Here is a 15,271-nt window from a genome sequence, read left to right on the forward strand (position 1 = left end):
AGGCGGTGGACCGACTAGTTGGCTGCGACAGGCACGGAGTCCCGGGGATCGAACAAGCCCTCCTGTGACTTTCGCGCCTGGGCGAGCACGGCGAGGCGGACCAGGCAGATCAGCGAGATGGCCAGGGTGGCGGCGACGAAGACCGGCACGGCGTAGAGGTTCCCCGTCGAGTGGAGCAGCCAGGTGGCGATCATGGGCGTGAAACCGGAGCCGACGACGTTTGCCAGCTGGTAACCCAGCGACATGCCGGTGAAGCGGACTTCGGCCGGGAACGCATCGGCAAAGAGGGCAGGCTGCAGGCCGTAGCAGATGGTGTAGAGCCAGCCGAAGCCAACGGCATATGCGACGCCGACGAGGGGCGGCTGGGCCGTGGAGACTGCCCAGAACATGAAGAAGATCGCGACGATGGCGGCCACGGAGCCGATGATGATGAGGCCGCGGCGGCCGTACTTGTCGGAGAGATGCCCGGAGAAGAGGATCATGGGAATCTGGATGGCAAAGGAGATCATGGTGAAGGTCAGCATGGTTGACGCCGGGATCCCCATGTCCTTCTGGCTGTAGCCGACCAGGTAAGTCATGACGACGACGGAAAAGGCGCCGAAGCCGAGGAAGCCGCCGGCAACCAGGAGCACCGCCCGGAGGTTGTTCTTGAGGACCGAGGCAATCGGCACCTTGACGTCGCGGCCCCGCTCTTTGGTGGCCTGGAACTCGGGGGATTCGGCGATCTTGAGCCGGATGAACATGCCGACGATGACTAGGACGAAGCTGAAGAGGAAGGGCACGCGCCAGCCCCAGGACAGCAGTTGGTCCTGTGGCATCAGGGTGACCAGGAGGAACACGGCGTTGCCGAGCAGCGCACCGGTAGCCGGTCCCACCTGGGGGATCGCGGCGAACAGGCCACGCCTGTTTTCGGGGGCGTACTCGAAGGCCATGAGGATGGCCCCGCCCCACTCGCCGCCGAAGGCGATACCCTGCAGGAACCGCAGCCCGGTCAGCATGACCGCCGCCCAGATGCCCACCTGCTCGAAGGTCGGCAGCAGGCCGATCGCCAGGGTCGCGACACCCATCAGGAGCAAGGTGATGACCAGCATCGGCTTGCGGCCGATCCTGTCACCGAAGTGCCCGAACACCACGGCCCCCAATGGGCGGGAAATGTACCCGACCGCGAGCGTGCCAAACGTGGCCAACGTGGCAATGAACGGGTCATTGTCCGGGAAGAACAGCTGGGGAAAGACGAGTGCGGCCGCCAGCCCGTAAATGGAAAAGTCGTAGTATTCGATGGCATTGCCGGCAAGGCTGGCGCCGGCGACGCGGCGTACCGCGCTGCGCGGAGGCGCGCTTTTCTGGAGCGGGAGCGACACGGGCTTCCTCCTCGAAGTCAGTGATCTGAAGACGATTCCGGCCGCAATGTGCGGCAGGTCACTGCGATCCTAGAATTGCGCGCACATACGCTACAAGTAAGACGAGCCCCCTAGGTATAGCAATAAGCTATGACTGGCCCTCGTGTCCCGGGCAGGCGGCACTATTGTTTCCCCAACCCCCGGGTGGAATCATGCCGTCATGGCAAAGTCACTGACCGTCGGCTACGCGGCCATGCTCGAGCAGTTCCACCCCACCGAGGCGGTGGCGCTGTCCGAGCATGCGGAGCGGAACGGATTCTCCGGGGTCATGGCGGCGGACCACTTCCAGCCCTGGGTGCCGGCGCAGGGCGAGTCGGCCTTCGTCTGGAACGTGCTCACCGCCCTGGGGGAACGGACCACGGGGGACATCGGGCCGGGCGTGACCTGCCCGAGTTTCCGCTGGCATCCGGCGATGGTCGCGCAGGCCTCGGCCACGCTTGCCGCCATGTATCCGGGCCGGCACTGGCTGGGGCTGGGCTCCGGCGAGGCGCTGAACGAGCACATCGTGGCGCAGTACTGGCCGGAGCCGCCGGAGCGGATCAACCGGATGTTCGAGGCGATCGAGATCATCAACAAGCTCTTCGCGGGCTCGCTGGCGGGCAAGGACGTCCGGCACAGCGGCACCTACTACAAGCTGGAGTCGACGAGGCTGTGGACCATGCCCGAGGTGCCGCCGGAAATCCTGGTGGCCACCGCGGGCCCGGTCACCGCCAAGCGCGCGGGCAAGCACGCCGGCGGGCTGATCACCGTGGGGGCGCCGCTGGATAAGGTGGGGATGCTCTTCGACCGGTTCGACGCCGGGGCCAAGGAAGCGGGCAAGGATCCGTCCGGCATGCCGAAGGTGCTCCAGCTGCACCTGAGCTGGGCGCCGACGTACGAGGAGGCGCTGTCCAATGCGATGACCGAGTGGCCCAACGGCGGCATGAAGTTCCCCAAGGCGGACATCCGCTCGCCGTTCGAGCTGGAGCAGATGGCCAAGCTCGTCCGCCCCGAGGACTTCGAGGGCCGGATGGTCATCTCCGAAGACCCGGACGTGCACCGCGCCGCCATCCAGAAGTTCGCCGATCTGGGCTTCGACCGGATCTACCTGCACAACGTGGGCCGCAACCAGCGCGAGTGGATCGAGGTTTTCGGCGCCAACGTCATCCCGGCGCTGACCCGATGAGTCCGCGCGCGCTGTCGGTCTTCGCGGTCGAGGGGATCGGCGAAATCACCGCCGGCGACGACCTTGCCGCCATCATCGAGGCGGCCGCGGGCGGGGACCTGAAGGACGGCGACATCCTTGCCGTGACGTCCAAGATCGTGTCCAAGGCGGAGGGCCGGCTGCTGCCGGCGGCGGACCGGGAAGAGGCGATCACCGCGGAGACGGTCCGGGTGGTCGCGACGCGTGCGCATGAGAACGGCGCGACCCGGATCGTGGAGAACCGGCTGGGAATCGTCTCGGCCGCGGCCGGCGTGGATGCCAGCAATACGCCGGAGGGGACGGTCCTGCTGCTGCCGCTGGAACCGGACGCCAGCGCCCGCGCCCTCCGCGCGGAACTGCACCGGCGCTGCGGCGTGAACGTCGGCGTCGTCATTACGGATACCCTCGGCAGGCCCTGGCGGAACGGGCAGACGGACGCCGCGATCGGCGTCGCCGGGCTGGCCGCGCTGGCGGACCTCCGCGGTTCCGTGGACAGCGCCGGCCGGCGGCTGAATGCCACAGTCACCGCCGTTGCGGACGAGATCGCGTCCGCCGCGGACCTGGTCAAGGGCAAGACGAGCGGCTGCCCCGTGGCCGTGGTGCGCGGGCTGGGCAGGCTGGTCGCGGCGGTGAATAACGACGGCGGGGCGAGCCTCGGGGAGGCGAGTGCGGCTGCACTCATCCGGTCCGCGGAGCAGGACATGTTCCGCCTCGGCACGGCCGAGGCGATGGACGCAGGACGGCAAGAAGGCTTCGAGGCGGGCCGGCGGGAAGGCTTCCGGCAGGGCTACGAGGCCGGACTGGCGGACGGTTCGCGCGGCGCGGAATCAGCCGAGGCGGGCCGCGGTGCGGGATCCGACGATGAAGCGGTGCGCTCGGGCGCTGAGATCGAAGGTGCGGGCGCCGCGGCCTCCGGCAACGGGCTGAAGGCCACCAGCGGCCTGCCGGTGAGCGGGTGGTCGAGCACGACGGCGTCCACCCCGTAGATCCGGCGGATCAGGGCAGGAGTCAGGACGTCGCCGGGCGGTCCGGCCGCCGCGACCCGGCCCCGGTGCAGCACGATGAGGTGGTCGCAATAGGCGGCCGCGATGTTGATGTCGTGCAGGGCGGCCAGCGCGCCCACGCCTTCAGCGGCCAGGTTCCGGACCAGGTCCATGGTGGACAGCTGGGCGCTTACGTCCAGGTGGTTGGTGGGCTCGTCGAGCAGCAGCACCTCAGGTTCCTGGGCGAGGGCCTTGGCCAGCTGTACCCGCTGGCGCTCGCCGCCGGACAAGGTGGAGTACCGGCGGCCGGCGAACGCTTCCATCCCCACCGAGCCAAGGCTGCGGCCGGCGACGCGCAGGTCCTCGCTGCCGGTGCCGGCCAGCAGGGATCGGTAGGGCATCCGGCCCAGCAGCACTACGTCCAGCACGGTCAGCGGCAGGTCGGTGGCGGCGCTCTGCTCGACGAAGGCCAGTCTGCGGGCGCGTTCCCTCCGCGGCAGGCGGTGCAGGTCGGCACCGTCCAGCAGGACTGTGCCGGCCTGCGGCGCTGCGACGGCAGCCAGCAGCTGGAGCAGGCTCGTCTTGCCGGCGCCGTTGGGTCCCAGCAGCCCGGTGACGGAACCGGCCGGGACGGTGCAGTCCACCCCGTCGAGGATCAGCGTGCCGCCCGCCCGGAATTCGAGGCCCGTTCCGCGGAGGCTCATGCCGCGTCCCTCCTGTGCCAGAGCATGGCGATGAAGACCGGGGCGCCGAGCAGGGCGGTGATGATGCCGACGGGGATTTCCCGCGGGTCGAACAGCGTCCTGGCCAAGGTGTCCGCCCAGACCATGAAGACGGCCCCGGCCAGGGCGCTCAGCGGAAGCAGGGCGCGGTGCCGTGCGCCGGTCAGCAGCCGGACGGCGTGCGGCAGGATTAGGCCGACGAACCCGATGCAGCCGCTGACCGAGACCATGGCCCCGGTGAGCACCGCCGTTCCGCCGAGCAGGAGCCAGCGGACGGCGCTGACGTTGAGCCCGAGGACCGCCGCCGCCGTGTCGCCGAAGGCGAAGCCATCGAGGATCCGGCCGGCCAGCAGCACCGGCAGCCCCGCCGCCGCGAAGGCGATGCCGGCGAGCGCGACCGAGCTCCAGCTGGCGGCGGACAGCGAGCCCATCATCCAGCTGAGCACCTCGCGGTAGGAGTCGCCCTGCGCGGAGAAGAAGATGATGAAGGACGTCAGCGCCGCGGCCAGTGCGGAGACGGCCAGGCCGGCGAGCACGGTGCGGGTCGGCGTGATGACGCCGAGGGCCGACGCCAGTCCGAGAGTGAGCACCATCGCCGCCATCGCGCCGGCGAACGCGGCCACCGGCAGCAGCACGGCGGCACCCAGCAGGAGGACCGCGACGGCGCCGAGCGACGCTCCGGAGCTCAGCCCGAGCAGGTACGGATCGGCCAGCGGATTCCGCGTGAGCGCCTGCATGACCGCGCCGCTGACGGCCAGGCCGGCTCCGACGAGCGCCGCGGTGAGCAGCCGTGGCAGCCGCAGCTCCCAGACGATGGCGTCCTGGATCGGCGTCAGCCCCGCGGCGCCGGACAGCTCCGGCCGGAGGCCCAGATGCCGGAGGATGGAACCGAGGACCTGCGGCGGCGAGAGGCCGGCCGGCCCGAACGAGACGGCGGCCAGCACCGAGGCAGCCAGCGCGGCCAGCAGGACCAGGCCCCACAGCACCCCCGACCCCGGTGCCCTGGCCGCGGGGGCGGGGACCGCCGTCGTTGTTTCCTGCCTGCTGTGCTCGCGCAGGCTCATGGTGCCTCCAGCTTCGCCAGCTGGTCCGCCAGCGACTGGACCGTTTCGACGCTGCGGACGCCGGCCTCGGAGGCCGCGAACGGCACCACCAAGTACCGGGCCTCCTTGACCGCGTCCAGCTGCGAGATCACCGGATGCTGCTCCAGCACGCCGATCTTCTTCTTGACGCTGCTCCAGCTGGAATCCACCAGCACAATCACGTCCGGGTTCCGGTCCGCGACGGCTTCCCAGGACAGCGGCGACCACGCCTGGTCCACGTCGGCGGCGATGTTTCGCAGCCCGGCCGCCTTCATCACCAGCTGCGGAGCCCCGGTGCCGCCGCCGACATACGGGGTGTCGGACCCGGAGCTGTACCAGAGCGCGGAGAGTCCCTTGCCGTCCGGCTCTACAGCCTCGAGCTGCTTGCGCTGTTCGGCGACGAGCCGGTCCGCCTGGGCACCGGCGCCGAAAATCCGGCCGGCCTCCTCAATATCCGCGAACAGCCCGTCGAAGGTCAGCGGGTCCGGCTGGTAACCCGGCTCCCGGCAGGCCGCGGGGGAGACGTAGGTGTTGATGCCCAGCTTGCCCAGCGCCGCGCGCTCGCCGGCGCCGTCGGCGGAGAAATTCGATTCCCACCCGGCGTAGACGAAGTCGGGCTCCAGCGCCAGCACCGGTTCCTGGGCAGGGAGCTGTTCGGCGATCACCGGGAGGTCCTGCCGCCACCGCTCCGGCACGGGGCCGTCCGCGAAGGCCGTTCCCACGATCCGGTCGCCCAGTCCGAGGGCGAGCAGCAGTTCGGTGCTGGTGGACTTGATCGTGACCACGCGCTCGGGCGGGGCGCTGACCGTCACCTTGGTCCCGCAGTTGTCCACGGTGAACGGAAAGCCGGACGCCGTAGCCTCCGCGGTGCCGTCGGGGCCGGCGCCGGCCGGGGCGGGGCCGCCGCCGCACCCGCTGAGCAGCAGGGAGGCAGCGGCCAGGACGGGCAGGGTCCGGAGGAAAACGGCGGGAGTGCGCATAGGGCCTCGGTTCGTCAGCCGGCGGCGGTCCGGAACGGTTGGACAGGATCCGGAAACAGCGCCGGGCGCTCTGCAAGGAACCGGCATCGGCCGGCGACCGGCGGCCTAAATCCAGGCCGCGGGAGCCGGCCATACGAAACCGGCGGGTCTGGCACCGAGTATAGGCTCGCTAACCGGCGCCGGGCGAGGATCCAAGCCTCCAGACCATGGTTTTCCCAGCCTCGCGGGGCTAATGTTTCAGGCACGAATCGATGCACGCGTTCTTGTGCGCGCAGGACCGGATATCGGAGGCAGTCGATGACCATCGTTAGGGCGGCACTCACGCAGACCACCTGGACCGGGGACGAAGAGTCCATGGTCCGCAAGCACGAAGACTTCGTCCGCAAGGCCGCGGCGGAGGGCGCGCAGGTGATCTGCTTCCAGGAACTCTTCCACGGGCCGTACTTCGGCATCGTCCAGGACCGCAAGTACTACGAATTCGCGCAGCAGGTGCCCGGGCCGCTGACCGAGCGCTTCTCGACGCTCGCGGCGGAGCACCACATCGTCATCATCCTCCCGGTCTACGAGGAGGAACAGCCCGGGATCTACTACAACACCGCCGCGGTGATCGACGCGGACGGCAGCTACCTGGGCAAGTACCGCAAGAACCACCTGCCGCACGTGGACAAGTTCTGGGAGAAGTTCTACTTCCGGCCCGGCAACCTCGGCTGGCCGGTCTTCGAGACCGCGGTGGGCAAGGTCGGCCTGAACATCTGCTACGACCGGCACTTCCCGGAGAGCTGGCGCGTCCTCGGCCTCAACGGTGCGCAGCTGGTGTTCAACCCGAACGCCTCCAAGCCCGGACTCTCCAACCGCCTGTGGGAGCTCGAGCAGCCCACCGCCGCGGCGGCGAACGGCTACTACGTGGTGGTGCCCAACCGGGTCGGCTCGGAGGCCAACGAGTTCGGAGACGAGGCGGTGAACTTCTACGGCACCTCCTACGTCGCCGACCCGCAGGGGAACTACGTCGGCGAGCTGGGCAGCGGCACGGAGGAGGAACTGCTGATCCGCGACCTGGACATGGACCTGGTCCGGACCGCGCGCAACAACTGGCAGTTCTACCGCGACCGCCGCCCGGATGCGTACGGGCCGATCGTCGCACCGTAACCAGCAGAGGTCCGAGCGGCAGGAGGAGCAGCCATGCCAACAACCCTGATTACCGGCGGCACCGTGGTCAGCTCCACCGGCCGCGCGGCAGCCGACGTCCTGATCGACGGCGAAACGATCGCCGCCGTGCTGGCCCCCGGGTCCGCCCTGCTGGGCCACGACCTGAAGTCCTCCGTGGACAAGGCGCTGGACGCCGCGGGCAAGTACGTCATTCCCGGCGGCATCGACGCACATACCCACATGCAGATGCCCTTCGGCGGCACCGAGGCCAGCGACACCTTCGAGACCGGAACCCGGGCGGCGGCCTGGGGAGGTACGACGACGATCGTGGACTTCGCGATCCAGAAGTACGGTGAGCGCGTGATGGACGCGCTGCAGTCCTGGCACGAGAAGGCGGACGGCGAGTGCGCCATCGACTACGGCTTCCACCAGATCATCGGCGACGTCAACGACGACTCGCTCAAGGCCATGGAGGGGCTGATCGGCGAGGGCGTCTCCAGCTACAAGATGTTCATGGCCTACCCGGGCGTCTTCTACAGTGACGACGCGCAGATCTTCAAGGCCATGCGCGTCGGCGCGGAGACCGGCCTGATGACCATGATGCACGCCGAGAACGGCCCCGCCATCGATGCCATGGTCGCCGAGCTCCTCGCGCAGGGCAAGACCGACCCGTACTACCACGGAGTCGCGCGCGCCTGGCAGATGGAGGAGGAGGCCACCCACCGCGCCATCATGCTGGCCAACCTCACCGGCGCCCCGCTCTACGTCGTCCACGTCTCCGCCAAGCAGGCCGTCGCGCAGCTGGCCGCAGCCCGGAGCAACGGCCAGAACGTCTTCGGGGAAACCTGCCCGCAGTACCTGTACCTGTCGCTGGAGGACCAGCTCGGCGCCCCCGGCTTCGAGGGCGCCAAATGGGTCTGCTCCACGCCGCTGCGCTCCAAGCACGAGCACCACCAGGACCACATGTGGCAGGCGCTGCGCACCAACGAACTCCAGATGGTGTCCACGGACCACTGCCCGTTCTGCATGAAGGGGCAGAAGGACATGGGCGTGGGGGACTTTTCCAAGATCCCCAACGGCATCGGCGGGGTGGAGCACCGGATGAACCTGCTGTACCAGGGCGTGGTGGACGGCAGGATCTCGCTGGAGCGCTGGGTGGAGATCACCAGTACGACGCCGGCGCGCATGTTCGGGATGTACGGCAGGAAAGGTGCGATTACCCCGGGAGCCGATGCCGACGTCGTCATCTACGACCCCGCCGGGCACACCTCCATCGGCCTGGAGAAAACCCACCACATGAACATGGACTATTCCGCCTGGGAAGGCTTTGAGATCGACGGCCACGTGGACACCGTCCTGTCCCGCGGCCGCATCATCGTCGACGGCGACCAGTACCTGGGCAGCAAGACGCACGGCCGGTTCCTGCGGCGTGATCCCAGCCAGTACCTGATCTAGGAGCGAGTGAATGGAATTCGGAACGGTACTCCAGTGCGACCCGCCGGCCGCCCGCACGGTAGCGCTGGCGAAGAGGGCCGAGGAGCACGGGTTCGACTACGTCTGGACCTTCGATTCGCACCTGCTCTGGCAGGAGCCCTACGTGATCCACAGCCGGATCCTCGCCGAGACGCGCACCATCAAGGTGGGGCCGATGGTCACCAACCCCGCCACCCGGGACTGGACCGTCACGGCGTCGACCTTCGCCACGCTGAACGAGATGTACGGCAACCGGACGGTCTGCGGGGTGGGCCGCGGCGACTCGGCGGTGCGGGTGATCAACGGCGCGCCGACCACCCTGAAGACCCTGCGCGAGGCCATCCACGTGATCCGCGAGCTGGGCAACTCCCGCCCGGTCGAGTACAAGGGGGCCACCCTCCAGTTCCCCTGGAGCAAGGGGTCCCGGCTGGAGGTCTGGGTCGCCGCCTACGGCCCGATGGCGCTGAAGCTCGCGGGCGAGGTGGGGGACGGCTTCATCCTGCAGCTGGCCGACGTGGACATCGCCGAATGGATGATCCAGACGGTCCGCACGGCCGCGGCCAACGCCGGCCGGGACCCGATGGCCGTCAAGTTCTGCGTCGCCGCGCCCATGTATGTCGGCTCGGACGTGGCACACATGCGGGACCAGTGCCGGTGGTTCGGCGGCATGGTCGGCAACCACGTGGCGGACATCGTGGCCAAGTACGGCTCGGACTCCGCCGTGCCGCAGGCCCTGACCGACTACATCGCCGGCCGCCAGGACTACGACTACAACGAGCACGGCCGGGCCGGGAACGTCCACACGCTGTTTGTCCCGGACGAGATCGTCGATCGGTTCTGCGTCCTCGGCACGGCGGAGCAGCACATCGAGAAGCTGGAGAAGCTCAAGGCGCTCGGCGTCACCCAGTTCGCCGGCTACCTGCAGCACGACAACAAGGAAGAGACGCTGCGGGTCTACGGCGAAACCATCATGCCCGCGCTGCGCGAGCACGTGGTGGCCAAGGCCTGAGCGCCCGTTTTTTGCGGTTCAGGGGGCCGGAGTTGGCAAAAGGGGTTGTCATCCGCCGCCGCCCTCGCCAGAGTAGTAAGCGTCCTGATCATCTGATGCTCAAGGAGCGCGTAATGCAGATCGACAAGCAGCAGATCCTCGACCTCCTGAGGTCCACCGGCGAGACCGGCAAAGCGGATCAGGCGGACCAGCAGCTGCCGGACCAGGTGGACACGGAGCGCGACTCGGGCCTGCTGTCCAACCTGGGCATCGACGTCAACGCCCTGCTCGGCAAGCTCCCCGGTGGACTGGGAGAGAAGCTCGGCGGCCTGGGGGACAAGTTCGGTCTCTGACCCCGCAGGCCACTACAGACTCCGGCCCGGCACGAACCAGATTGTTTGGGGGGTGCCGGGCCGGTCCTTTTCCTGCCGCCCAGCAAGGAGCAGCGTTTTGTTTATCCTGTTCGGATTCACCCGGCGGCCCCGCATCCTGACCATGCGGCCCGGATCCTGCGCCTACTGCGGCGTGTACGGGCCGCACCGCATCATCGAGGAGTCCGGCAAGTTCACGGTCTTCTTCGTCCCGCTCTTCACTACCGGCCGCAAGTACTACTCGATCTGCGCGAACTGCGGCGGCCGCACAGACATGTCCCGGCAGCAGAAGGACGCGCTGCTCCGGGCCTAGCCGTACTCAGACAGGACAACGCCAAGGGAACGACGACGGGGGTTCAGGCGGGCGCCGGCACGATGTTGTGGTTCAGCCGGAACAGGTTGTCCGGGTCGAAGCGGTTCTTCAGCGCGACCAACCGCTCGTAGGTCGCCGGCCCGTAGGCTTGGCGGGCCGCCTCGGTCATGTCCTGGCCGCGTTCGGCCCCGAGGAAGTTGACGTACTGGCCGTGCTCGGCGAACGGCTGCATGCTGGCGTGGGCCTTCCGGGCGAAGTCGCTCAGCCGCGCGTCCTCCGCCGCGTCCTGCCAGAACCCGTAGATGTTCAGCCAGTACTTCGCCGCGCGGTTGGGAAACGCTGTCGCCTCCTCCGGGACGCGCCCGAAGGTCCCCTGCATGTGGTGGATGTCGATTCCGGTCCCGGCCCACGTCACCTCGGAAGCGAAGCCGACCAGGACGTCGATGGCCTCTTCGTCCAGCCGCGAGAATGAGACGTTCTTCCAGTATCCGCGCGAGCCCTTGGGGAAGAGGCTGTCCATCGCAGACTGCCACTCCAGCCAGGCGACGGGACCGACCTCTTCGGCGTCCGGCGGTGCGGCCTGGCGCAGCCGTTCGATGAGCTCGAGGCCGGGCTCGTGGTTCTCCGCGGACCAGGCGAAACCGGCGACCATCCACGGGGCGTCGCCCATTTCGAACTCGGGCGGGAGGACCAGGAAGGAAGTAATCGGGTTCATCTCTTCCGGCAGGTCCTGCGTCCACCGGTCGAAGGCACCTAGCGCGCTCTTCCAGTGTTCCGGGCGGTAGAAGAAGTTGCCGCCCAGCACGCCGGCCGGAAGCGGCCGGGCACGGAAGGTGAAGGAGGAAACGACGCCGAAGTTCCCGCCCCCGCCGCGCAGCCCCCAGAACAGCTCCGGGTTCTCCTGCTCGCTCGCACGCAGGTGCTCCCCGGAGGCGGTGACGACGTCGGCGGAGTCGAGGTTGTCCAGGCTCAGTCCGTTGGAACGGGTCAACCAGCCCACCCCGCCGCCGAGGGTCAGCCCGGCAACTCCCGTCGAGCTGATCACTCCCAGCGGCACGGCCAGCCCGTGCGGAGCCGTCGCCTGGTCGACATCTCTCAGCGTCGCGCCGGGACCCACGGTCACCAGCCGGCGCCCCGCATCGACCTCCACGCGCCGCAGCGGGCCCAGGTCCAGGACGAGACCGCCCTCGACATTGCTGTGCCCCGCGATGTTGTGCCCGCCCCCGCGCACGGCCAGCGGCAGGCCGCTGCGCCTGGCCGCGTCGAGCACGGCGTCGATATCAGAAACCGCCCCGGCCCTGACAACCGCCCGCGGACGCAGGTCGATCATGCCGTTCCACACCGCGCGGGCATCGTCATACCCCGGATCCTGCGGCTGGATCACCGAGCCGGCGATCCGTTCCTCCAGTTCCGCCAGGAGTCGGTCGATCCCGCCGTCCTCGTCCCCAAATTGACCTGTGTTCATCGGTCTGCCCGTTCCGTGCCAAGGGGCCGCCGCCCCTGCTCCAACCGTGGATGGCTCTCGCCGTTTCCGGCGCTGCCGGATGTGCACCTCACATCGGACCCGCGGTCCTCAGGCGCCCCGCCCGGTCACGGTCCAGCGCAATGCGCCGGAGCAGCTCATGGTGGTCGTCATTCTAAGTGCGGCCCGTCAACCGGACAACGGACCAGATTGGGGCTTGTGCCGTGGAAAAATTCCAGTTCGAAGCCTTGGCATGCAATGGAGGAAGGCGCAGTCCCGTCGGCGGGACTGCGCCTTCAGCCTGATGATTTGACGTTACTTATTGATCCAAGCAGCTCGATCTGAGAAGAACGACAGAATCGGTTCGTACAAGACGATGTACTGGCCTTCTTGGGCATCTTTCGCGTCGAAGCAGACGTCGCCGTTGGCGCTGCCGCCAGGGGCAATTTGGCCGGTGGAAATTGAGTTGTCGGTGCCGGTGATAGACGTGTTGAGAATCGTGCCGCCTGGGGACTGCATTTTCCAGTCGAAAATGTTGAAATCTATGGTTTCCGAGGAATTGTTGGCAACCTTTACTGTGGTGCACAACGTCTCGCCAAAAGTGGCGTCGCCTGCCGCCAACGCCGAAGACGTGACGGCCACGTCGCCGAGCTTGAGCTCATCTCCAGCCTGCCCAATCACGTCGCTGGACTGCGCGCCCGGGAAAGCTGGCTCCTCTGCTTGGTCTTCCGCTGGTGCTTCTGCCGGTGCTGGATCGTCGGGGTTTTCAGCGGCAGGAGTGTTGTTGTTCGTCGTTGACGCATTATTGGCTGTGTTGTCCGAGCCGCCGCCTCCGCTCATAGCGGTGATGACTGCGATGAGGGCGACGAGAGCCAAGGGAAAGATGAACCGCTTCTTTTTGTACCAAGGGCGTGTGGCCTTCTTGTAGGCCTTATCCGCTTTCGCCTGCGCCTTTGCATCACGTTTCGGACCGATTGAAGGCAAATTATTCTCAGTCATTTTGGTCCTCCAGGACGGATGAGACTGCATTTAATGTTTAACCAGTATCCCGCGATTGGCAGAAATGCATATAGCAGGTACCGAATTACGATCGCCCGCTGCCGAATTTCTCCGGCCTAAGAGCGCCTGCTGCTATGTGACAGTCCCGGTGCCTACAACGAACGGGTTGACGGGGAGCCACGCGGGGTCGAGGCTGAACTGCTCCTGCAGGTCCACGGCGAAGCCGGCGGCGGCGATGGCGGCGGGGGTGTCCCGGTTGATTTGGCAGCCCTGGGCGGCAAAGGACCAGAGGGGCCGCAGCAGGTTCTGGGCCTTGGCGTGCCGGCCGATGCCGCGGACGTGTTCGAGGAAGAGCAGCCGGCCGCCGGGTTTGAGGACGCGCCGGGTTTCGGCGAGTGCGGCGGGCTGGTCGGGGACGGTGCAGAGCACGAGGGTGAAGACGACGGCGTCGATGGTTCCGTCCGCGGCGGGCAGGGCCTCGGCCGAGCCGTCGGAGACGGAGACTGCAGCGCCGGCGGCACCCGAGGCGACCTTCTCCTCGAGCCGCCGGCGCATGTGCGGGTCCGGTTCCACGGCGGTGACCGTGCACGACGGCGGGAAGTACGGCAGGTTCGCGCCGGTCCCGGCCCCGACATCGAGCACGTCGCCGGTCAGCCCGGCCAGCAGTGCCGCCCGGCGGCGTCCGAGCTCGGTCTCCTCCATGTGGCGGGTGGCCGAGTCATAGCGCGAGGCGAACAGCGCGCTCCTGAAGCCCATCCGCGAAGCTGCCTTCCGCCGTCGTTGTTTAGTTGAGGTTCTCGCCGCGCAGGCCGTACTGCATGATCACGTTGCCCTTGCTGGTGACCTGCGAGTCCTGCAGGACCAGGCGGGTGGTGGGATCGCCGGGTTCGAACAGGCGCTTGCCCTTGCCGGCGACGACGGGATGCTGCATCAGCGTGAGGGAGTCGAGGAGGCCGGCGAAGAGCAGCTGGCGGACCACGGAGATGCTGCCGCAGACGGCGATGTCGCCGCCGGCGCCCTGCTTCAGCTCGCGGACGAAGTCCTCCAGGCCGCCGTCGATGAGCTGCGAGTTCTGCCACTCGAGGTCGCCGCTGAGCGTCCGGGAGGCGACGAACTTCTGCACCGGATTGATGAACCCGCCGAACTCGTCGGTGGCGGTGGGCCAGTAGCCGGCCCATTCCTCGTAGGTGGTGCGGCCCAGGATGACGGTGTCGGACCGGTTCATGAAGTCGCCCATGCCGGCGCCGAGCTCCTCGTCGAAGCTGTCGAACTGCCACTGGTCGGGGGACTGGACCACGCCGTCGACCGAGTGGAACAGGCCGGAGGTGACTCGTCGCATTGTGTCGCTCCTTCTGCGAGTGCTGCTGGATGCTACTGGATGTCTTCGTCCAATTCGTCGTCGGCCTCGTCGTCCTGCGCGGCCTCCGGGGCCGGGCCGAGCGCGGCGAGGACTTCCCTGGCCACGATCTCGCTGGAGGCCGGATTCTGCCCGGTGATCAGATTGCCGTCGCGGACCAGGTTGGGCTGCCACGCGGGACCTGCCTGCACGACCGCGCCGGCGTCCCGCAGCGTGGATTCGACCAGCCACGGAGTGTTGTCGCCGGTGCCGCCGCCCAGTTCCTCTTCGTCCGTGAAGACGGTCAGGTTCCTGCCCGCAAAAGCGAAATCCCCGGTGTCGTTGGTGGCGCTGAGCAGGGCAGCGGGGCCGTGGCAGAACGGGGCGATGATGATGCCCTCCCGGTCCGCCTCCACCAGCAGCCGGCCGAGGTTGGCGTCCGAGGCGAGGTCCGCCATGGGCCCGTGGCCGCCGGGCAGCACGATCGCGTTGTAATGGTCCGCGCTGACTTCGGAGAGCACCAGCGGCGCGGACAGCTCCGGCTCGATCTCCTTGAGGTAGGCGGCGAAATCGTCCGCCTGGGCCTGGCCGCCCGCGCTCTGCGGGTCGAGGCTGATGGCGTCCACGGTGGGCTTCTTGCCGCCGGGCGTCGCGATGTTCACGGTGTGGCCGGCCTCGGTGAGCAGCCGGTGCGCGGTGACCAGCTCCTCGGCCCAGAAGCCGGTGGGATGCTCCGTCCCGTCCTTCATCGTCAGTGAATCTGCGGCCGAGACGACCATCAGGATCCGTGCCATGTGCTGCTCCTCCTCGCCGGCCCATGCCGGAGAGGCCCG

At 68.2% G+C, this 15,271-nt stretch carries 15 protein-coding genes and 1 pseudogene; 7 read left to right on the forward strand and 9 right to left on the reverse strand.

Annotated features, from left to right (window positions below; translation table 11 throughout):
* Nucleotides 1-14 precede the first annotated feature (14 nt).
* Entirely contained in the window at nucleotides 15-1,361 is a 1,347-nt protein-coding gene (locus tag WFH44_RS13780) for an MFS transporter (RefSeq protein ID WP_336714484.1), read from the reverse strand.
* 199 nt (nucleotides 1,362-1,560) lie between these two features.
* Between WFH44_RS13780 and WFH44_RS13785 the strand changes: the two genes are divergently transcribed.
* Both WFH44_RS13785 and cofE read left to right on the forward strand, forming a co-directional pair.
* Nucleotides 1,561-2,565 carry a TIGR03557 family F420-dependent LLM class oxidoreductase gene (locus WFH44_RS13785; protein WP_336714485.1) on the forward strand — a complete coding sequence of 335 codons (1,005 nt, stop codon included), beginning with the start codon at nucleotides 1,561-1,563 and terminating at the stop codon, nucleotides 2,563-2,565.
* Nucleotides 2,562-3,287, forward strand: a pseudogene (gene cofE / locus WFH44_RS13790) (coenzyme F420-0:L-glutamate ligase); the annotation flags it as partial. The gene WFH44_RS13785 and the pseudogene cofE, both read left to right, overlap by 4 nt.
* 83 nt (nucleotides 3,288-3,370) lie before the next feature.
* Here cofE and WFH44_RS13795 read toward each other — a convergent pair.
* The 3 genes from WFH44_RS13795 to WFH44_RS13805 are packed head-to-tail and all read right to left on the reverse strand — an operon-like array spanning nucleotide 3,371 to nucleotide 6,350.
* Nucleotides 3,371-4,270, reverse strand: coding sequence for an ABC transporter ATP-binding protein (locus tag WFH44_RS13795; RefSeq protein ID WP_336714486.1), 900 nt, complete (start codon nucleotides 4,268-4,270; stop codon nucleotides 3,371-3,373).
* Nucleotides 4,267-5,352 (reverse strand): putative F420-0 ABC transporter permease subunit, encoded by a 1,086-nt coding sequence (locus WFH44_RS13800; protein WP_336714487.1) that lies wholly within the window; start codon nucleotides 5,350-5,352, stop codon nucleotides 4,267-4,269. Before WFH44_RS13800 ends, WFH44_RS13795 begins: the two co-directional genes overlap by 4 nt.
* The gene (locus WFH44_RS13805) at nucleotides 5,349-6,350 is read right to left on the reverse strand and encodes a putative F420-0 ABC transporter substrate-binding protein (protein ID WP_336714488.1); all 1,002 of its coding nucleotides are present in this window, start codon (nucleotides 6,348-6,350) and stop codon (nucleotides 5,349-5,351) included. The genes WFH44_RS13800 and WFH44_RS13805 overlap by 4 nt, the downstream gene beginning before the upstream one ends.
* A 297-nt stretch (nucleotides 6,351-6,647) precedes the next feature.
* Between WFH44_RS13805 and WFH44_RS13810 the strand changes: the two genes are divergently transcribed.
* The 5 genes from WFH44_RS13810 to WFH44_RS13830 all read left to right on the forward strand — a co-directional run bounded on the left by WFH44_RS13810 (nucleotide 6,648) and on the right by WFH44_RS13830 (nucleotide 10,641).
* A complete protein-coding gene (locus WFH44_RS13810; protein ID WP_336714489.1) occupies nucleotides 6,648-7,496 on the forward strand; it encodes a nitrilase-related carbon-nitrogen hydrolase in 849 nt (282 codons plus the stop codon).
* A gap of 33 nt (nucleotides 7,497-7,529) precedes the next feature.
* Nucleotides 7,530-8,951: a dihydropyrimidinase gene (hydA, locus tag WFH44_RS13815; RefSeq protein WP_336714490.1), complete on the forward strand. Its 1,422-nt coding sequence runs from the start codon at nucleotides 7,530-7,532 to the stop codon at nucleotides 8,949-8,951.
* A 10-nt stretch (nucleotides 8,952-8,961) separates the two neighbouring features.
* The gene (locus WFH44_RS13820; RefSeq protein WP_336714491.1) at nucleotides 8,962-9,978 is read left to right on the forward strand and encodes a TIGR03842 family LLM class F420-dependent oxidoreductase; all 1,017 of its coding nucleotides are present in this window, start codon (nucleotides 8,962-8,964) and stop codon (nucleotides 9,976-9,978) included.
* A gap of 113 nt (nucleotides 9,979-10,091) precedes the next feature.
* Nucleotides 10,092-10,310: a hypothetical protein gene (locus tag WFH44_RS13825; RefSeq protein ID WP_336714492.1), complete on the forward strand. Its 219-nt coding sequence runs from the start codon at nucleotides 10,092-10,094 to the stop codon at nucleotides 10,308-10,310.
* 97 nt (nucleotides 10,311-10,407) lie between these two features.
* Nucleotides 10,408-10,641 (forward strand): zinc-ribbon domain-containing protein, encoded by a 234-nt coding sequence (locus tag WFH44_RS13830; protein ID WP_336714493.1) that lies wholly within the window; start codon nucleotides 10,408-10,410, stop codon nucleotides 10,639-10,641.
* 43 nt (nucleotides 10,642-10,684) lie between these two features.
* Here the strand turns inward: WFH44_RS13830 and WFH44_RS13835 are convergent, their stop codons facing one another.
* The 5 genes from WFH44_RS13835 to WFH44_RS13855 form a co-directional block, all read right to left on the reverse strand.
* Nucleotides 10,685-12,106, reverse strand: a complete 1,422-nt coding sequence (locus tag WFH44_RS13835; RefSeq protein WP_336714494.1) for an FAD-binding oxidoreductase — start codon at nucleotides 12,104-12,106, stop codon at nucleotides 10,685-10,687.
* Nucleotides 12,107-12,418: 312 nt separating this feature from the next.
* On the reverse strand, nucleotides 12,419-13,102 hold the full coding sequence (locus WFH44_RS13840) for a DUF4352 domain-containing protein (RefSeq protein WP_336714495.1): 684 nt from the start codon (nucleotides 13,100-13,102) through the stop codon (nucleotides 12,419-12,421).
* 132 nt (nucleotides 13,103-13,234) lie between these two features.
* Complete coding sequence (locus tag WFH44_RS13845) at nucleotides 13,235-13,858, reverse strand: class I SAM-dependent methyltransferase (protein WP_336714496.1); 624 nt, start codon at nucleotides 13,856-13,858, stop codon at nucleotides 13,235-13,237.
* Between the two features lie 28 nt (nucleotides 13,859-13,886).
* Nucleotides 13,887-14,441: a dihydrofolate reductase family protein gene (locus WFH44_RS13850; RefSeq protein ID WP_336714497.1), complete on the reverse strand. Its 555-nt coding sequence runs from the start codon at nucleotides 14,439-14,441 to the stop codon at nucleotides 13,887-13,889.
* A gap of 32 nt (nucleotides 14,442-14,473) precedes the next feature.
* Complete coding sequence (locus WFH44_RS13855) at nucleotides 14,474-15,232, reverse strand: type 1 glutamine amidotransferase domain-containing protein (protein WP_336714498.1); 759 nt, start codon at nucleotides 15,230-15,232, stop codon at nucleotides 14,474-14,476.
* Nucleotides 15,233-15,271: the final 39 nt, after the last annotated feature.

This window comes from Arthrobacter sp. USHLN218, assembly GCF_037144715.1.
Lineage (GTDB): Bacteria > Actinomycetota > Actinomycetes > Actinomycetales > Micrococcaceae > Crystallibacter.

What these genes read in the sequence shown, in the direction of transcription:
- WFH44_RS13785 (WP_336714485.1), top strand. Translation starts at nt 1,561, where the DNA reads ATGGCAAAGTCACTGACCGTCGGCTACGCGGCCATGCTCGAGCAGTTC.
- WFH44_RS13795 (WP_336714486.1), bottom strand. Translation starts at nt 4,270, where the DNA reads ATGAGCCTCCGCGGAACGGGCCTCGAATTCCGGGCGGGCGGCACGCTG.
- WFH44_RS13800 (WP_336714487.1), bottom strand. Translation starts at nt 5,352, where the DNA reads ATGAGCCTGCGCGAGCACAGCAGGCAGGAAACAACGACGGCGGTCCCC.
- WFH44_RS13805 (WP_336714488.1), bottom strand. Translation starts at nt 6,350, where the DNA reads ATGCGCACTCCCGCCGTTTTCCTCCGGACCCTGCCCGTCCTGGCCGCT.
- WFH44_RS13810 (WP_336714489.1), top strand. Translation starts at nt 6,648, where the DNA reads ATGACCATCGTTAGGGCGGCACTCACGCAGACCACCTGGACCGGGGAC.
- hydA (WP_336714490.1), top strand. Translation starts at nt 7,530, where the DNA reads ATGCCAACAACCCTGATTACCGGCGGCACCGTGGTCAGCTCCACCGGC.
- WFH44_RS13820 (WP_336714491.1), top strand. Translation starts at nt 8,962, where the DNA reads ATGGAATTCGGAACGGTACTCCAGTGCGACCCGCCGGCCGCCCGCACG.
- WFH44_RS13825 (WP_336714492.1), top strand. Translation starts at nt 10,092, where the DNA reads ATGCAGATCGACAAGCAGCAGATCCTCGACCTCCTGAGGTCCACCGGC.
- WFH44_RS13835 (WP_336714494.1), bottom strand. Translation starts at nt 12,106, where the DNA reads ATGAACACAGGTCAATTTGGGGACGAGGACGGCGGGATCGACCGACTC.
- WFH44_RS13840 (WP_336714495.1), bottom strand. Translation starts at nt 13,102, where the DNA reads ATGACTGAGAATAATTTGCCTTCAATCGGTCCGAAACGTGATGCAAAG.
- WFH44_RS13845 (WP_336714496.1), bottom strand. Translation starts at nt 13,858, where the DNA reads ATGGGCTTCAGGAGCGCGCTGTTCGCCTCGCGCTATGACTCGGCCACC.
- WFH44_RS13850 (WP_336714497.1), bottom strand. Translation starts at nt 14,441, where the DNA reads ATGCGACGAGTCACCTCCGGCCTGTTCCACTCGGTCGACGGCGTGGTC.
- WFH44_RS13855 (WP_336714498.1), bottom strand. Translation starts at nt 15,232, where the DNA reads ATGGCACGGATCCTGATGGTCGTCTCGGCCGCAGATTCACTGACGATG.